This window comes from Streptomyces sp. NBC_01260, assembly GCF_036226405.1.
Taxonomy (GTDB): Bacteria; Actinomycetota; Actinomycetes; order Streptomycetales; family Streptomycetaceae; genus Streptomyces; species Streptomyces laculatispora.
In genome coordinates this window covers 2,973,305-2,987,484 of sequence record NZ_CP108464.1, presented here as the reverse complement: position 1 = coordinate 2,987,484, position 14,180 = coordinate 2,973,305, and the positions used below count along the sequence as shown (strand labels likewise).

Below are 14,180 nucleotides of genomic sequence, written 5' to 3'. Positions count from 1 at the left end.
CGCCGGACGGGCCAATTCCTGCCCGTCCGGCGGTTCTCTCATCCTCTATGCGCGTAGAGTCAACGGGACTCATGCGTACGTACCGGCCGGAAGGACTCCAGGACATGGACGCCATCTCCGTCATCCGCACCAAGCGGGACCGAGGCGAGCTGACCCCCGAGCAGATCGACTGGGTCATCGACGCGTACACCCGCGGCGAGGTCGCCGACGAGCAGATGTCCGCGCTGGCCATGGCGATCCTGCTGAACGGCATGAACCGTACGGAGATCGCCCGCTGGACCGCCGCCATGATCGCCTCCGGCGAGCGGATGAACTTCTCCGCGCTCTCCCGCCCCACCACCGACAAGCACTCCACCGGCGGCGTCGGCGACAAGATCACCCTGCCGCTCGCCCCGCTGGTCGCCGCCTGCGGCGCCGCCGTGCCGCAGCTCAGCGGGCGCGGCCTCGGCCACACCGGCGGCACCCTCGACAAGCTGGAGTCCATCCCCGGCTGGCGCGCCCACATCACCAACGCCGAGATGCTCGACGTCCTCGACACCACGGGCGCGGTCATCTGCGCGGCGGGCGACGGCCTCGCCCCCGCCGACAAGAAGCTGTACGCGCTGCGCGACGTCACCGGGACCGTCGAGGCGATCCCGCTGATCGCCAGCTCGATCATGTCCAAGAAGATCGCCGAGGGCACCGGCGCACTCGTCCTGGACGTCAAGGTCGGCTCCGGGGCCTTCATGAAGACCATCGAGGACGCCCGCGAACTGGCCTCCACCATGGTCGCCCTGGGCACCGACAGCGGAGTGCGGACGGTCGCGCTGCTCACCGACATGTCCACCCCGCTCGGCCTGACCGCGGGCAACGCCCTGGAGGTCCGCGAGTCGGTCGAGGTGCTGGCCGGCGGCGGCCCGAAGGACGTCATCGACCTCACCCTGGCCCTCGCCCGCGAAATGCTGGACGCGGCCGGGCTCAAGGAAGCCGACCCGGAGAAGGCCCTCGCGGACGGCTCCGCGATGGACGTCTGGCGCCGGATGATCTCCGCCCAGGGCGGCGACCCGGACGCCACCCTCCCGGTCGCCCGCGAGCAGCACGTCGTGACGGCCCCGTCCTCCGGCGTACTGACCCGCCTGGACGCGTACGACATCGGCGTCGCCGCCTGGCGCCTCGGCGCGGGCCGCGCCCGCAAGGAGGACCCGGTGCAGGCGGGCGCGGGTGTCGAGCTGCACGCCAAGCCCGGGGACACGGTGACCGCGGGGCAGCCGCTGCTGACGCTGCACACGGACACCCCGGAGAAGTTCGAGTACGCGCTGAAGGCGCTGCCCGAGTCGTACGACATCGCCCCGGCGGGCACGGAGTTCACCGCCACCCCGGTGGTGCGCGAGCGCATCGCGTAGCCGCGGGCGCCGACGCGAACGGCCCGCCGGGACGGTGTCTCACCGTCCCGGCGGGCCGCTTTCATGCGGTCCTGCCGCGTACTACTGGCCGGCTACTTGCCGAAGTAGGCGTTGTAGATCGCCACCGAGGACGTGTTGCCCTTCTTGTCGGTGACCGTGGCCTTGAAGGACACCGACTTCTTCTTGGCCGGGTTCTTCATGGCGATCTTCCCCTTCTTGACCGCGGTCTTCTTCCAGGTCTTCCCGCCGTCGTAACTGATCGACACCGTCAGCGACTTCAGGTTCTTACCGGCTGCCGCACCCTGCACCGTCACCGGCACGGACACGGCCTTGCCGGCCTTGGCCGTGCTGTCCGGCGCCACCTCGGGAGCGAAGCGGACCATGGAGACCGGCAGCTGGGCGTAGCCCGAGACCGGCCGGCCGGAGCGGAAGGTCCAGCTCGCGTCGATCCGGGTGGAGACCGAGGCGACGTCGGCGCCGCGCCGCACCGACGTGGTCAGCCGGTAGTCGGCGGCGGCGGACGGCACGACGATGGGCGTCTCGCCCGTCAGCGGGTCGGCGTTCCTGGCGAACTCCTTGCCGTTGCGGTAGAGCACGGTCTTCACCGAGCTGTACGCGGAGTCGCCGACATTCCGGTGGCCGTCGGCGACCAGCGGCAGCGCCCCCGTGAGCTCGTTGCCGTCGCGGAAGACCCCGAAGCCGGCGTTCACGTACGGTCCGAACACCGCGGTGTTCACGGTCTTCGCGTACGTCCCGCCCGCCTTGAGGGCCTGCGGGGCACCGAGGGAGTACCAGGCGTCGGTCTGCGGGAAGCCGTCCTCGTCGAGCGCGCCGTTCTGGCTGAAGTCGAAGCTCCACTGCACCTTGTCCGCGGTGGAGACATAGACCGTGGTGGTCGACGGGAGCTTCTGGGTGGTCGGGGCCGCCACGAGGCTGAACGAGTCGGGCAGCTCGCCCCACGCGGTGATGTCACCGGTCTTGCCCTTGACGGACGCACCGGCGCGGATGGTGACCTTGGCGAGCTGACCGCTGCTGAACGCGCGGCGGTAGCCGGTCGCCGCCCGGCTCACCGGGCCGCCGACCGTGATGTCGTAGCGGGTCGCCGCGCCCTTGGTCCACGTGCCGGCCCACTGCTGCGAGAGCTGGATGCCGGTCGTCTTCGGGCCGATGTGCGCGGTGCGCAGCGGCTTGAACGAGTTGAGCTGCAAGCCGTAGGAGTAGAAGCTGTCCTCGGTCTCGAACTGGAGGTCGGGCGAGGCGAGCACGGCCTTCGTGCCGGTCGCCGGAACGGTGATGTCCACCGGCTTGGCCAGGCGCGCGTCGAAGGTCACCGTGGTGTTCCTGGTGACTTTCAGATGGGGCTGGGTGAGCCAGTCGACGCCCTTGTCGGCGTTGTCCGGGTCGATGTACACGGCCGAGTTCAGCACGTACCCGCCCTTGGGGACGCGGAGCTTGGCCGTGCCGTTGACCACCTCGGGGGACTCCCACACGTCGGTCCCGCCGCCGGTGATGCCGTAGACGTCCCCGGTGGTGTACCGGGCCGGCTTGCCGTCACGCCCGATGGTCTTGAGCGTGAGGTCGTACGACTCGCGCTCGCGATTGACCGCGGCCGCGGTGCGGACGGTCTGCCCGCCGCCCGTCGCCACGACGTACGCGCTGTAGTCGCCGTCGGCCGTGCCGCCGAGCCTGGTGTTCACGGTCAGCGGCACCTCGGCGGTGCCGCCCGCCGGGACGGTCACCCGGTCGGCGCCGAGGGCGAAGAACCCGGCCGGGGCCGGCTTGCCCGCCGGGCCGGTGGCCTGGACGGCGAGCGAGAGCGTGACATCGGTCGTACCGAGGTTGCGGTACGACACCTTCTTGGCGACCGGCACGTCATCGGTGTGCGGCCACTGCTGGACGCCGTAGCTCAGCGACACCGGGTCGGCGACGACGGACTGGGTGATCGCCCGGTCGACGGCGATGCGGCCCGAGCCCTGCTCGAAGGGGGTGTACTTCCCCGGCTTCGTGGAGGCCGTGAGCGCACCCTTGAGCTCGGTGTTCTTCCACCGCGGGTGCTGCTGCTTGAGGAGCGCCGCGGCGCCCGCGACGTGCGGGGTCGCCATCGACGTACCGGAGATCGTCAGATAGCCCGCCGGGTTCTGGCCGACCTCCTTGTCGATGACGGAGCCGGGGGAGGCGGCCGCCGTGATGTCCACGCCGGGAGCGGTGACATCGGGCTTGATCGCGTTGTCACCGACCCGGGGACCGCGGCTGGAGAAGTCCGCCAGCACGTCCTTGCCGTCGACGGCCCCGACGGTCAGCGCGGCGTCCGCGCTGCCGGGGGAGCCGACCGTGCCGGCGCCGCCGTCGTTGCCCGACGCGATGGCGAAGAGCACGCCGCTGTCGGCGGAGAGCTTGTTGACCGCGGCCTCCAGGGGGTCGATCCCCGGGGTGTCGGTGCCGCCGAGGCTCAGGTTGATGACGTCGGCGCCCTGTGCGACCGCCCACTCCATACCGGCCAGGATTCCGGAGTCCTCGCCGAAGCCGTCGTCGTCGAGGACCTTGCCCTCAAGGAGCTTGGCGTCCGGGGCCACACCCTTGAACCTGCCGCCCGACTTCGCGCCCGTACCGGCCGCGATCGAGGAGACATGGGTGCCGTGGCCGAAGTGGTCCTTCAGATCGGGCGTGCCGGAGAAGTTCTTCGACGCGAGGATCTGGCCCTTGAGGTCCGGGTGGGTGGCGTCCGCACCGGTGTCCAGGACGGCGATCCTGACGCCCTTGCCGGTGTACCCCGCCTTCCAGGCGGTCGGCGCGCCGATCTGCGGGACGCTCTTGTCGAGGCTCGCCCGGCGTACGCCGTCCAGCCACACCCGGTCGATACCGGCGGCCGTGGTCCGCTGGGCGCTGCCCGACGGCTTGCTGGTGAGCGCCTGCCAGATGGACCGGGCGTCCTCCCGCGGGGTGGCCACGGACTGGGCGTTCAGCGACTTCAGCACGGGCCCGACCCGGGTGGCGCCCGCGTCGCGGACCTCCGCCCTCGCGGCCGCGGCCCCGGCGCCCCGGTAGGAGACGATCAGCTTCAGGGCCGACTTCTGCGCCCTGCGGTTCTCCGCCCGGTTCAGCTCCGTGACGTCGAACAGCCGACGGTCCAGCCTTCCGGAACTGATCAGCCGGTGTGCGTCGGCCGGGACGAGCAGGGTGTGCCCGTCCCGTATCTGCCGCTGCACGGGTATGTGCTCGCGCCCCGCCGCGGGACGGAAGCCCACGACCCGGCCCTTGGCGTCCACCGTGACGCGGTCACCGGTGATGAGCGTGAGCTGATGCCGGGCCCCGGACGTGCCGTCCGCCGACCGTGACGGGCCGTTGTCACGGGCCATGGCCGGGGTGGTCAGTCCGGCCGCGAGCGCCACGGCCGCAGCCGTGGCGACGGTTGAAACACACGCTCTTGTGACGTGTCTGCGCAACTCTCCCCCTGGAGAATCAGGCGGCCCCACGAGAGGGCCACTGGGCAGCCGGCTCCGGTACGCGCACCGGAGCCGGCCGTTTCACTCGCATAGAGGGGAGATTTGATCGAATCGGTTCACAGCAAGCACACAGATGAACGGAGTTGGCGAAACTTCGTCGATGGTCGGTCGGCCCTGCGCGACGGGAAACGGCCGTGACGACGGTGGCCGGGGAGGCCCATGCGCAGCTCGGGGCACCAGGACGCCCCCGGGGGAACCGCAGGGGAGCCTTCGGAAAGCCGGTGAAAAGCGGGGAACCGCGCGGCGATGAGTTTCGGCCGCCGGACCGGTCTCCCTGATGTGGATGCCATGACCCCGATCGTTCTCACCGTCTCCGGACGCCTCACGCGGGCCGGTGTGCCCGGACTCTGCGCCGAGCTGGAGGCGCTGCTGGCCGCCGCGGACACGGAGGTGACGGTGGTGGACTGCGACGTGGGCGGGCTCGTCCACCCCGACCTCGCCGCCGTGGAGGCGGTCGCCCGGCTGTCGCTGGTCGCCCGCCGGTCGGGCGGCAGACGGCTCCGGCTGCGCAAAACGCCTCCCGAACTCCGGCTGCTGCTGGACCTGGTGGGGCTGGACGAGGTGGTCGGCCTCGCGGACCAGGAGGGGGCGCGCAGGGTCCCGGAGTGAGCGGGCGGCCTGCTGCGCGGCCCGGTCCGCCACGGCCCCGGCCACCACCTGGTGCGGACGGAAGACACAGGCCCTTCAGTCCGCCTCGCGCCAGCCGCCCCTGACGACCGCTTTCGAGCACTGGACGGCGGACACACGGGCCTCGTCGCGCATCGTCTCCGAGGGCATGACGCTCGGAAACGGCGACGGGGAGGGCGGCGCGTACCGCCTGCAGGCGGACCCGGAGGGGACCTGGTCGCAGAGATCGGCGTACCCGCTTTCCGGCTGCGGTCCCGGCTCCGCCTCGGAGGCCGGTGGCAGGACCCGGCGGGGGCCGGACGTGGCCGCCGGCTCACCGAGCCACTGGCCGGCCCCCCAGCCGCCGGCCACGACCACGGCCCACGCCGCGACCAGCCCGTACGCCGCGCCCCGGCCCAGCCGTCGGCTCACGCCGCATCCGCCTCCAGGTGATCGGGCAGCCCGAACAGCGGGAACCAGCGCGGGGTGTCCAGGAAGCAGTGCATCCCGGTGATCGCACCGTCCGAGATGTCGATGACCTGCACCGCCCACGGCACGAAACCGGGCCCGTCCGGATTCGGCTTGTAGTGCGCGAACGCCGGGGTGCCGTTCGCCGACGTCGCGATCAGCCGGGAGCCCGCGCAGGACGCGCCCATGGAGGTCATGAAGCCGGCGATGTCGTCGTGCCCCTGGAGCCAGAGGTCGAACGGCGGCATCGTCATGATGGCGTCCTCATGGAGCAGCGCGGTCAGCGCCTTCATGTCGTACCCCTCGAACGCCGCCACGTACCGCTCCAGGAGCTTGCTCTGCTCCTCGTCGAGCGGATCGGCGGCGTCGGCGGCCGTGTCCTGGTGGTCGTTGAGCGTCGCCCGCGCCCGCTGGAGGGCGCTGTTGACCGAAGCGACCGAGGTGTCGAGCAGCTCGGCGACCTCGCTCGCCTTCCACGCGAGCACCTCGCGCAGGATCAGCACGGCCCGCTGCTTGGGCGGCAGATGCTGCAGCGCGGCGACGAACGCGAGCCGCACCGACTCGCGCGCCACCGCCGCCTCGGCCGGGTCCGCGACGGACGGCAGGATGCGCCCGTCCGGCATCGGCTCCAGCCAGGTGTTCTCCGGCCGCGGATTGAGCGCGGCCTGCGCGAGCGGCGTCGGGCCGGACAGATCGACGGGCCTGGCCCGCTTGTTGCCCGCGTTCAGCATGTCGAGGCAGACGTTCGTCGCGATCCGGTACAGCCAGGACCGCAGTGAGGAACGGCCCTCGAACTTGTCGAAGTTGCGCCAGGCGCGCACCAGCGTGTCCTGGACCGCGTCCTCCGCCTCGAAGGCCGAGCCGAGCATCCGGTAGCAGTAGCCGGTCAGCTCGACCCGGTGTCCCTCCAGACGGCTGTCGATATCGCCCGCCGTCGCCGTCAGATCACCCATTGCGTCGCTCCACCCCTGTTGCGCCGTGACACCGCTCACTTCAGCACTTGGGAAGCTACCGCAGGGCACTGACAACCGAGGCGGGAAGAGCGGAAAGCGGTCACGTTCCGAGCTTGCGCCCGTACACGTACACGTCGTCGCCGTTCTTCAGCAGATTCCAGTACGACTTCGCGTCGGCGGTGCGCATGTTGACGCATCCGTGCGAGCCCGGCGGGTTCCACATCTTCACGCCCACCGCGTGGAAGGCCTGCCCGCCGTCGAAGAACTGCGAGTACGGCATCGACACGTGGTAGATCGACGAGACGTGGTTCTTGTGCCGCCAGTAGATCTTCTTCGCCCCGGTGCGGGTCTCGTACTTGTCCCGCCCGGTCCGCACCGGCACCGGCCCGAACTTCAGTTTCTTGCCGTCCTGGATCCAGCTGATCTGCCGCGTCAGGTCCACACACGCGATGCGCCCCTTGTCGGTGGGGCACTTCTTCGCCTTGTTCGGGTCCTTCCCGGCCGCCTTCTGGGCGGTGAGGGTCGTCATCGTGCGCCAGGTGACCGGGCCCGCGTAGCCGATCGCCGGGGTGACACCGTAGGTGTTCTGGAACGACCGGATCGCCTTGCAGTCGGCCACCGACTGCTTGCCGTCCACCGGCCGGTGCAGGTACTTCTCGACCTGCTTCTGGTTCGGCCCGGTGGACGTCGTGCAGGACGCCGCCTGCGCGGACCCGCCGGTGCCGAGGACGAGCGCCGGTATCGCGGTCAGCCCCGCGACGGACACCGCGAGAGCGCGCCGCATCCGCACGCCTCGAATGCCCTGGATGCTCATCATGCTCCCCGTGACTCCCATGTACGCCAACTCCCCTTCGCGCGCAGTGCGGTGATTCCGCCTGCTAGACGCGCGCCGGGGAGTGGATGGTTGTGCGCCGTATGTCTCAGTTCTGTACGGACAGCACCGCCGCGGACCGGCGCCGCTCGACGCGCGCCGCCCTCGACCCGTACAGCGTGACCGAGACGACGCCCAGGACCGCGAGGAGTCCCAGCGTGACCGTGCCCGCCCAGCCGCCGGCGTGGAAGGCGACCGCGCCGAGCGTGCCGCCCGCGCTGGAACCGAGGTAGTACACCGACTGGTAGAGCGCCGACGCCTGGGCCCGGCCCTTGGTCGCCGTACGGCTGACGGAGGAGGAGGCCACCGCGTGCCCGGCGAAGAAGCCCGCCGTGATCAGGACCAGGCCGAGGAGCACGGCTGCCAGCTGGTCGGCCAGCGAGAGCAGCAGACCGGCGGCCGTGGTGGAGACGGCGAGGTAGAGCGCGCCCCGGCGCCCCAGCCGGGCGACGAGGCGCCCCGCCGCGGCGGAGGAGACCGTACCGACCAGGTAGACGAGGAAGATCGAGCCGACGATCCCCTGCGGGAGGTTGAACGGCGCCTGGACGAGGCGGTAACCGATCACCGTGTACACCGCGCCGAACACCGTCATGAACAGCGCGCCGATCGCGTACAGCCGACGCAGCAGCGGGTCCGCGAGGTGCCCGCCGACGGTCCGGGCGAGCGCCTTCGGGTTCAGCGAACCGGGGGTGAAGTGCCGGGCCCTGGGGATCATGAAGTGGAAGACGACGGCGCAGGCCACGGCCAGCACACCGACCGAGCCGAGCGCGGCCCGCCAGCCCCACAGCTGGGCGACCCAGCCGGTGAGGATGCGGCCGCTCATCCCGCCGATGCTGTTGCCGGCCACGAACAGCCCGATCGCCGCGACCAGCGCCTTGGGCCGTACCTCCTCCGCGAGATACGCCATCGCGGAGGCGGGCAGTCCGGCGAGTGCGGCGCCCTGCACGGCGCGCAGGGCGATCAGCCAGCCGAGCGACGGAGCGAACGGCACGAACAGCCCGACCACGACCGCGACCGTCAGCGAGGCGGTCATCATCTGCCGCCGCCCGAACCGCTCGGACAGCGCACTCATCGGCAGCACGAAGAGCGCCAGCGCACCCGTCGCCGCGGAGACCGTCCAGCTCGCCTGCCCGGCCGTGGCGCCGAAGGAGGCGGAGACGGCGGGCAGCAGGGCCTGGGTGGAGTAGAGGAGCGCGAAGGTCGCGACACCGGCGGCGAAGAGCGCGAAACTCATCCGGCGGTAGCCGGGCCCACCGGGTTCGAGCCGGTCCGCGGTGGCGGTCTCGGCGGCGGTGACGGCGCTTACGGGGGACGACTGGGTCGAGGCGGCCACGATCAGGGTGGACGCCCCGGTACTGGCGGGAGGCATGCAACGAACGTAGGCCGCACCCCTTTCATGCGTCCAATGCACAAAGCGGCCATAATCAATCCCATGGCGCATCAGCACAGCTCACAGCCGCGGCTGTCACCAAGCAGTTACGAAGAAGACATCCGCGCCGTCCTCGCCCCGCGGCTCGCCTACTTCGAGGCGGTCGCCCGCCACGAACACGTCACCCGCGCCGCGCACGAGCTGGGCGTACCCCAGTCGACCCTCTCGCGGGCGATGGTCCGGCTGGAACAGGACCTGGGAGTCGCCCTGTTCGCCCGCAAGGGCCGTACCGTCTCCCTCACCCCCGCGGGCCGCACCTTCCTCGGCTCGGCCGAGCGGGCGCTCGCCGAGGTGGAGAAGGCCGCCGACTCGGTACGGGCGGACGCCGACCCCACCGCGGGCAAGGTCGCCTTCGGCTTCCTCCACACGATGGGCTCGGAGACCGTCCCCGCCCTGATCCGGGCCTTCCGCGCCGACCACCCGCGGGTCCGCTTCCAGCTCGTCCAGAACTACGGCGAGGCCATGATCGAACGCCTCCGCGCGGGCGGCCTCGACCTCTGCCTCACCTCACCCGTCCCGGACGCCCCGGACCTGGTCGCCCTGCGCCTGGACGAACAGCGGCTGCGCCTCGTCGTCCCCGACGACCACCGGCTGGCCACCCGCCGCCGCATCCGCCTGGCGGAGGCCGCCGACGAAACGTTCGTCACCCTGGAACCCGGCTACGGCCTGCGCCGCATCACGGACGACCTCTGCGCGGAGGCGGGCTTCGTCCCCCGCGTCGCCTTCGAGGGCGAGGAGGCCGAAACCCTGCGCGGCCTGGTCGCGGCAGGCCTGGGCGTGGCCCTGCTCCCGCCCCCGGCGGTGGCCCGCCCCGGAGTCGTGGAACTGACGGTGACGGCGCCCCGGGCGGCCCGCGAGATCGGTGTCGCCTGGCTGGACGGCCACCCGGACACCCCGCCGGTCGCGGCGTTCAAGAAGTTCCTGCTCTCGCGGCGCGGACACCTGCTGCCGGAGTGACGGAGACGCCCCCCGGCGCCCCGGCACTCCGGCAGCAGGCCACACCCCGTCCGCGAGATCCGGCTACGGCCGCTGCCTGACCTTGTCGACGACCGCCCAGCTGTCGAGGTACGAGAGCTGGATGTACCGCTTCGTGTTCTTGCCGCTGCCCGAGCTGCGCTCGTCACGGAAGCCCAGGAACCGGTGCGTCCGCGGTTCGAAGATGAAGAAGCTGCCGAAACCCTCGGACCCCCCAGGGGCCACCGGGTCGTCGTACGTGATGGCCACGCCGGTGCGGCCCTTGGCGTCCTTCTGGTTCGGCACCGCCCGCACCCCGGGCACCATCCCCAGCGCCTCGTACGCCGCCGGGCGCAGCCCCTTGGGCATCACCGGAACCAGCTTGAGCAGCCCGGTGAGGGAGAAGTGGATGTCCGACCACTCGTTCTCGGTGATCTCGTCGAGCGAGTCGTTCCTGTCGTCGGGCCCGCTCTTGAGCAGGAGCGAGAGGATCAGCTTCTCGGGGTCGGTCGGCAGCTTCCTCAGCGTGCCCCAGTCCTGCGGCGGCCACATGCCCTGGTTGTCCTTGAGCGGCGGCGACCACCAGCCATGGCCGATCTCCATGATCCAGGACCGCTGGGAGCCGTCCACCGAGCGCCAGTTCTCGTCGACGTAGCTCTTCTTGGCGCCGGTCTTCCGGTTCGTCTCCTGGATGATCTCCCTGGTGTAGACGAACTGGTCGTCGCGCGGGCTGGCCACCCGCTCGTGCTTCCGCTCGTACGCCGCCGCGCCGTTGAGCACGGTCTGCGCGCTCACGTTCCGCAGCGCGGGCGCACTGGTGGCGGGCGCCGCGGCCCGCCCCCCGTCTCTGCCCCCCTTGTCGTGGTCCGGCAGGGCGACCAGGACGCCGGCGGCGACGGCCGCCGCGACCCCGCCGGTCAGGGCGATGCGCAGAACGGGCCGGCGGCCCACGCGCGCGGTGGCCACGTCCGGCGCGCTCATCGCGGCGAACAGCCGTGCCCGCGCCCGGTTCCGGGTGGCGGTGTCGAGCGGTGGAGCCTGCGCCTCGTACTCCCGCAACGCTCGCAGTTCATCGATGCCACGGTCACTCATGGGGTGTCTGCCTCTCGGGAAGCTGTCGGATCAGCCGGACCTGCCGGACCTGTCGGATCGCATCCACCCAGCGCTTCGCGCAGTCTGCTGCGAGCCCGGTGCAGCCGTGATCTGACGGTGCCGATCGGCACCCCCAAGGCCTGGGCCGCCTCCTCGTAGTCGAGGTCGGCCCAGGCCACCAGCAGTACGACATCGCGATGCCGGGCCGACAGCCCGGCCAGCGCGGCCGCCAGTTCCCGGCGCACCCCTGTAGCGCCGGCCCTGGCGACCGCGCGGTCCGCGACCGGCTCCTCGTGCTCCACCGGCTCCGGAACACGGGCCAGCGCCTTGAAGCGGCGCGCCTCGGCCCTGCGGTGCCGGCTCACGAGGTTGGTCGTGATGCCGAACAGCCACGGCCGGGCATCGCCGCGCGAGAGGTCGTACGTATGGCGTCGCTGAAAGGCGGTCGTGAACGTCTCCGCCATCAGATCCTCCGCCGCCTCCGGACCGAGCCGCCGCGCCGCGTAATGGTGCACGGCATCGGCGTACCGGTCGAAGAGAGCGGCGAACAGCTCGGGCTCATCCCGGGACCGTGCGATCACACGGGCGTCGGTCTCCTCGCGATCTGGCTCGCGGGTGCGGACGCCCGGGGGCTCGACGGTCATCGGGGCTCCATTCATCGGTCTGAATACCTCGAAGGCTTGGGCTTGTTCGGGTCGTACACCTGTCCTTCGCCGGAAGCCGGAATCGAGTTCCATTCCGTTCCGCCCCGACGCGGACACACGAAAGCCCGCCTCCCCGGGGGAGACGGGCCCTGGCTGTCCTCCGCTGAACGGAGCCGCGGGAGCGCGGTGTCAGACGCCGTTGGCGGACGCGTACGCGGTGAAGTCGGACCAGGCGGTGGTGGAGAGGGTGAGTGGGGGCGGCCGGTGTCCTTGGAATCACGGACGTGGACGGCCCCGGTGTGCAGGGCGACCTCCACGCAGTTGTCGCCGCCGCTCCCGCTGTAACTGCTCTTGAACCAGGCCGGTTCGGTGCTCATGGCGCTGCTTGCATCTGCTTCAGCAGGCTTGCAGTGGCCTCGTGGCTCAGCGCCTGTGAGCGCATTTTCCCATAGCGCTGGAGCGAGGGTCACCTTTCACATCCATGAGGTGAACCAGTACAGGCATGTCTGTACGGGTACGGGGGTCCCCCGTGCCGGTCCGTGACGATTCCGGCCCCGACCCGTCCGCGACGCCGCTGCTAACGGCTGAACGTCACCTCCTTCGAGTCCTTGTCGCGCTCGAAGTTGCCGGCGAAGCCCCAGTTCTTCCAGCCGCCGTCACCGTTGTTGACGATGGTCCCGTTCTTGACGGAGAAGATGTCGACCCCGTCCACCACCGCGAGGTGTTCGAGGCCGGACACCCCGGAGAAGGAGAGGTCGTTGAAGTTCTTCACCGCGATGATGTTCGTGTCCGGGAAGCTGCGGCTGTACTCGTCGATCAGCGACTGGTTCAGCTCGGCGTCGTCGCCCGGAACCTTGCCGGAGTAGTCGGTACCGGGGTACGGGCCGTCCGTGTACTTCGGTGCGCCGTCGTTGAAGTTGACCGACTCCGTTCCGGTGGAGGTGGAGTCGGCGTCCAGGTCGGCGGGTTCCGGCTGCTTGAAGGTGGCCTCCGAGCCGTCGCGGGTGGCGTCGCCGTAGTACGCCCAGTTGGTGTATCCGCCGTCGCCGTCGTTGCTGAACTTGCCCTTGTCGAAGACGTAGACGTCGAACACGGCCCGGCCCGAGGCGATGTCGTTCCCGGTCTCCTCGTCGTGGTACTCGTTGGAGTTCAGCCGGTACCTGCTCTCATTGATGAACGAGTCCGGCTTCTCGACCCAGTGCGACGACTGCTCCGAATGCATCGCGACCACGTTGTAGTCGGGGTAGCAGCGGCGCATGTCGTTCACGAGCCGTCGGACCGCCTGGGCCGAACCCTCGTTGTCCAGCGGGGAGTAGGTGTCGTAGTACCGGCTCCGGTCAGGCGGTTCCTGGCCCTCGATCTGGCAGCCCTCGTCGCCGGGCTTCCAGTCCTTCTTCCGCTTGGGACGGGGCGGCTCGTCGAACGTCACGGTGCGCTTGTCCTCGCTGACGTCGAACACGCCCTTGAACGCGCGGTTCTTCCATCCGAGGTCGGCGTCGTCGGCCCAGGTGAACTTGCCGGTCCTGAAGGCGTAGACGCGGTAGGTCGTACCGCTGATCTCCACGGTCGAGATCATCGCCGCACCGTCCATCTGCTGCAGATTGCCCTCATGTGGCTGCGCGATGACGACGTTGTAGTCGGGGAGGCAGTAGGAGAGGTCGTCGAGCGCCAGCTTGACCCGCTTCTCCTTGTTCTTCTCGTTGTTGACCTTGTCGATGACGAAGTTGACGAGGTACGAGTACCCCCAGGCGGCTGCCGTGCTGACGGGGCCGTTGCCGGGAACCGAGACCGACGAGTTCGATGACCGCTCCCGCGGCTCGAAGCACAGGCTGGGAAGCGCGTTGCCCTTGTTGCCGTCGGGCTTGCCGCTGGGCTTGTCGCCGGACTGGTCGTCGGGCTTGCCGCCCGGTACGCCGCCGGGTTCTCCGGGTTCGTCGCCGGGGGCGGAGGCGGGCTCGATCGGTTCGGTGGGATCGGCGGGCCGGGACTCCCCGCCGCCGTCGGTGACAGCGTTGTCATCGCCGCATTCGCCACCGCCGCCCGTTGTCGCCGCGATGCGGCAGATCTGCTGGTGCGCGGAGCCGGTGATGTCGCCCCCGATGCTGACGGCGACGATCGCACCGACCACGGCGACGACGACGCCCAGCATGGCCAGGTACTCGATCGCCGTCTGCCCCGTGCTCGTGCGTACGCCCTGGCGTATCCGTTTGCTGCACTTCACGTGTCACCTCGTCGTTGCTCGCCCGAGTCACCGGGGGCGGGACACCCACCGGGGCTC

The 14,180-nt window shown here is 70.7% G+C and carries 12 protein-coding genes; 3 read left to right on the top strand and 9 right to left on the bottom strand.

Going from position 1 to position 14,180, the window contains the following annotated elements; all coding sequences use genetic code 11:
• Window positions 1-104 precede the first annotated feature (104 nt).
• Window positions 105-1,382, top strand: a complete 1,278-nt coding sequence (locus OG322_RS12910; RefSeq protein WP_124284869.1) for a thymidine phosphorylase — start codon at window positions 105-107, stop codon at window positions 1,380-1,382.
• Between the two features lie 92 nt (window positions 1,383-1,474).
• On the opposite strand, the gene OG322_RS12905 is transcribed toward OG322_RS12910, so the two are convergent.
• On the bottom strand, window positions 1,475-4,771 hold the full coding sequence (locus OG322_RS12905; RefSeq protein WP_443066542.1) for a S8 family peptidase: 3,297 nt from the start codon (window positions 4,769-4,771) through the stop codon (window positions 1,475-1,477).
• 360 nt (window positions 4,772-5,131) lie between these two features.
• On the opposite strand from OG322_RS12905, the gene OG322_RS12900 reads away from it, so the two are divergent.
• A complete protein-coding gene (locus tag OG322_RS12900) occupies window positions 5,132-5,494 on the top strand; it encodes an STAS domain-containing protein (RefSeq protein ID WP_123461223.1) in 363 nt (120 codons plus the stop codon).
• A gap of 75 nt (window positions 5,495-5,569) precedes the next feature.
• Here the strand turns inward: OG322_RS12900 and OG322_RS12895 are convergent, their stop codons facing one another.
• The 4 genes from OG322_RS12895 to OG322_RS12880 all read right to left on the bottom strand — a co-directional run bounded on the left by OG322_RS12895 (window position 5,570) and on the right by OG322_RS12880 (window position 9,152).
• Window positions 5,570-5,923, bottom strand: a complete 354-nt coding sequence (locus tag OG322_RS12895; RefSeq protein ID WP_329306428.1) for a hypothetical protein — start codon at window positions 5,921-5,923, stop codon at window positions 5,570-5,572.
• Window positions 5,920-6,912, bottom strand: a complete 993-nt coding sequence (locus tag OG322_RS12890) for a sigma-70 family RNA polymerase sigma factor (protein ID WP_123461225.1) — start codon at window positions 6,910-6,912, stop codon at window positions 5,920-5,922. The genes OG322_RS12895 and OG322_RS12890 overlap by 4 nt, the downstream gene beginning before the upstream one ends.
• Window positions 6,913-7,012: 100 nt before the next feature.
• A complete protein-coding gene (locus OG322_RS12885) occupies window positions 7,013-7,696 on the bottom strand; it encodes a L,D-transpeptidase family protein (protein ID WP_260146841.1) in 684 nt (227 codons plus the stop codon).
• A gap of 136 nt (window positions 7,697-7,832) precedes the next feature.
• Window positions 7,833-9,152: an MFS transporter gene (locus OG322_RS12880; RefSeq protein WP_329306427.1), complete on the bottom strand. Its 1,320-nt coding sequence runs from the start codon at window positions 9,150-9,152 to the stop codon at window positions 7,833-7,835.
• Between the two features lie 63 nt (window positions 9,153-9,215).
• Between OG322_RS12880 and OG322_RS12875 the strand changes: the two genes are divergently transcribed.
• The gene (locus OG322_RS12875; protein ID WP_124284873.1) at window positions 9,216-10,169 is read left to right on the top strand and encodes a LysR family transcriptional regulator; all 954 of its coding nucleotides are present in this window, start codon (window positions 9,216-9,218) and stop codon (window positions 10,167-10,169) included.
• 63 nt (window positions 10,170-10,232) lie between these two features.
• Here the strand turns inward: OG322_RS12875 and OG322_RS12870 are convergent, their stop codons facing one another.
• The 4 genes from OG322_RS12870 to OG322_RS12855 form a co-directional block, all read right to left on the bottom strand.
• Window positions 10,233-11,258, bottom strand: coding sequence for a CU044_5270 family protein (locus tag OG322_RS12870; protein ID WP_123461227.1), 1,026 nt, complete (start codon window positions 11,256-11,258; stop codon window positions 10,233-10,235).
• Window positions 11,255-11,902: an RNA polymerase sigma factor gene (locus OG322_RS12865; RefSeq protein ID WP_123461228.1), complete on the bottom strand. Its 648-nt coding sequence runs from the start codon at window positions 11,900-11,902 to the stop codon at window positions 11,255-11,257. The genes OG322_RS12870 and OG322_RS12865 overlap by 4 nt, the downstream gene beginning before the upstream one ends.
• An 11-nt stretch (window positions 11,903-11,913) precedes the next feature.
• Window positions 11,914-12,279: a DUF397 domain-containing protein gene (locus OG322_RS41545; protein ID WP_123462403.1), complete on the bottom strand. Its 366-nt coding sequence runs from the start codon at window positions 12,277-12,279 to the stop codon at window positions 11,914-11,916.
• A 200-nt stretch (window positions 12,280-12,479) separates the two neighbouring features.
• Window positions 12,480-14,123 (bottom strand): hypothetical protein, encoded by a 1,644-nt coding sequence (locus OG322_RS12855; RefSeq protein WP_329306426.1) that lies wholly within the window; start codon window positions 14,121-14,123, stop codon window positions 12,480-12,482.
• Window positions 14,124-14,180 lie beyond the last annotated feature (57 nt).

Bases quoted from the DNA above. Each gene is read 5' to 3' on its own strand.
- OG322_RS12910 (WP_124284869.1), top strand. From the start codon at position 105: ATGGACGCCATCTCCGTCATCCGCACCAAGCGGGACCGAGGCGAGCTG.
- OG322_RS12900 (WP_123461223.1), top strand. From the start codon at position 5,132: ATGAGTTTCGGCCGCCGGACCGGTCTCCCTGATGTGGATGCCATGACC.
- OG322_RS12890 (WP_123461225.1), bottom strand. From the start codon at position 6,912: ATGGGTGATCTGACGGCGACGGCGGGCGATATCGACAGCCGTCTGGAG.
- OG322_RS12885 (WP_260146841.1), bottom strand. From the start codon at position 7,696: ATGCGGCGCGCTCTCGCGGTGTCCGTCGCGGGGCTGACCGCGATACCG.
- OG322_RS12880 (WP_329306427.1), bottom strand. From the start codon at position 9,152: ATGCCTCCCGCCAGTACCGGGGCGTCCACCCTGATCGTGGCCGCCTCG.
- OG322_RS12875 (WP_124284873.1), top strand. From the start codon at position 9,216: ATGGCGCATCAGCACAGCTCACAGCCGCGGCTGTCACCAAGCAGTTAC.
- OG322_RS12870 (WP_123461227.1), bottom strand. From the start codon at position 11,258: ATGAGTGACCGTGGCATCGATGAACTGCGAGCGTTGCGGGAGTACGAG.
- OG322_RS12865 (WP_123461228.1), bottom strand. From the start codon at position 11,902: ATGACCGTCGAGCCCCCGGGCGTCCGCACCCGCGAGCCAGATCGCGAG.
- OG322_RS41545 (WP_123462403.1), bottom strand. From the start codon at position 12,279: ATGAGCACCGAACCGGCCTGGTTCAAGAGCAGTTACAGCGGGAGCGGC.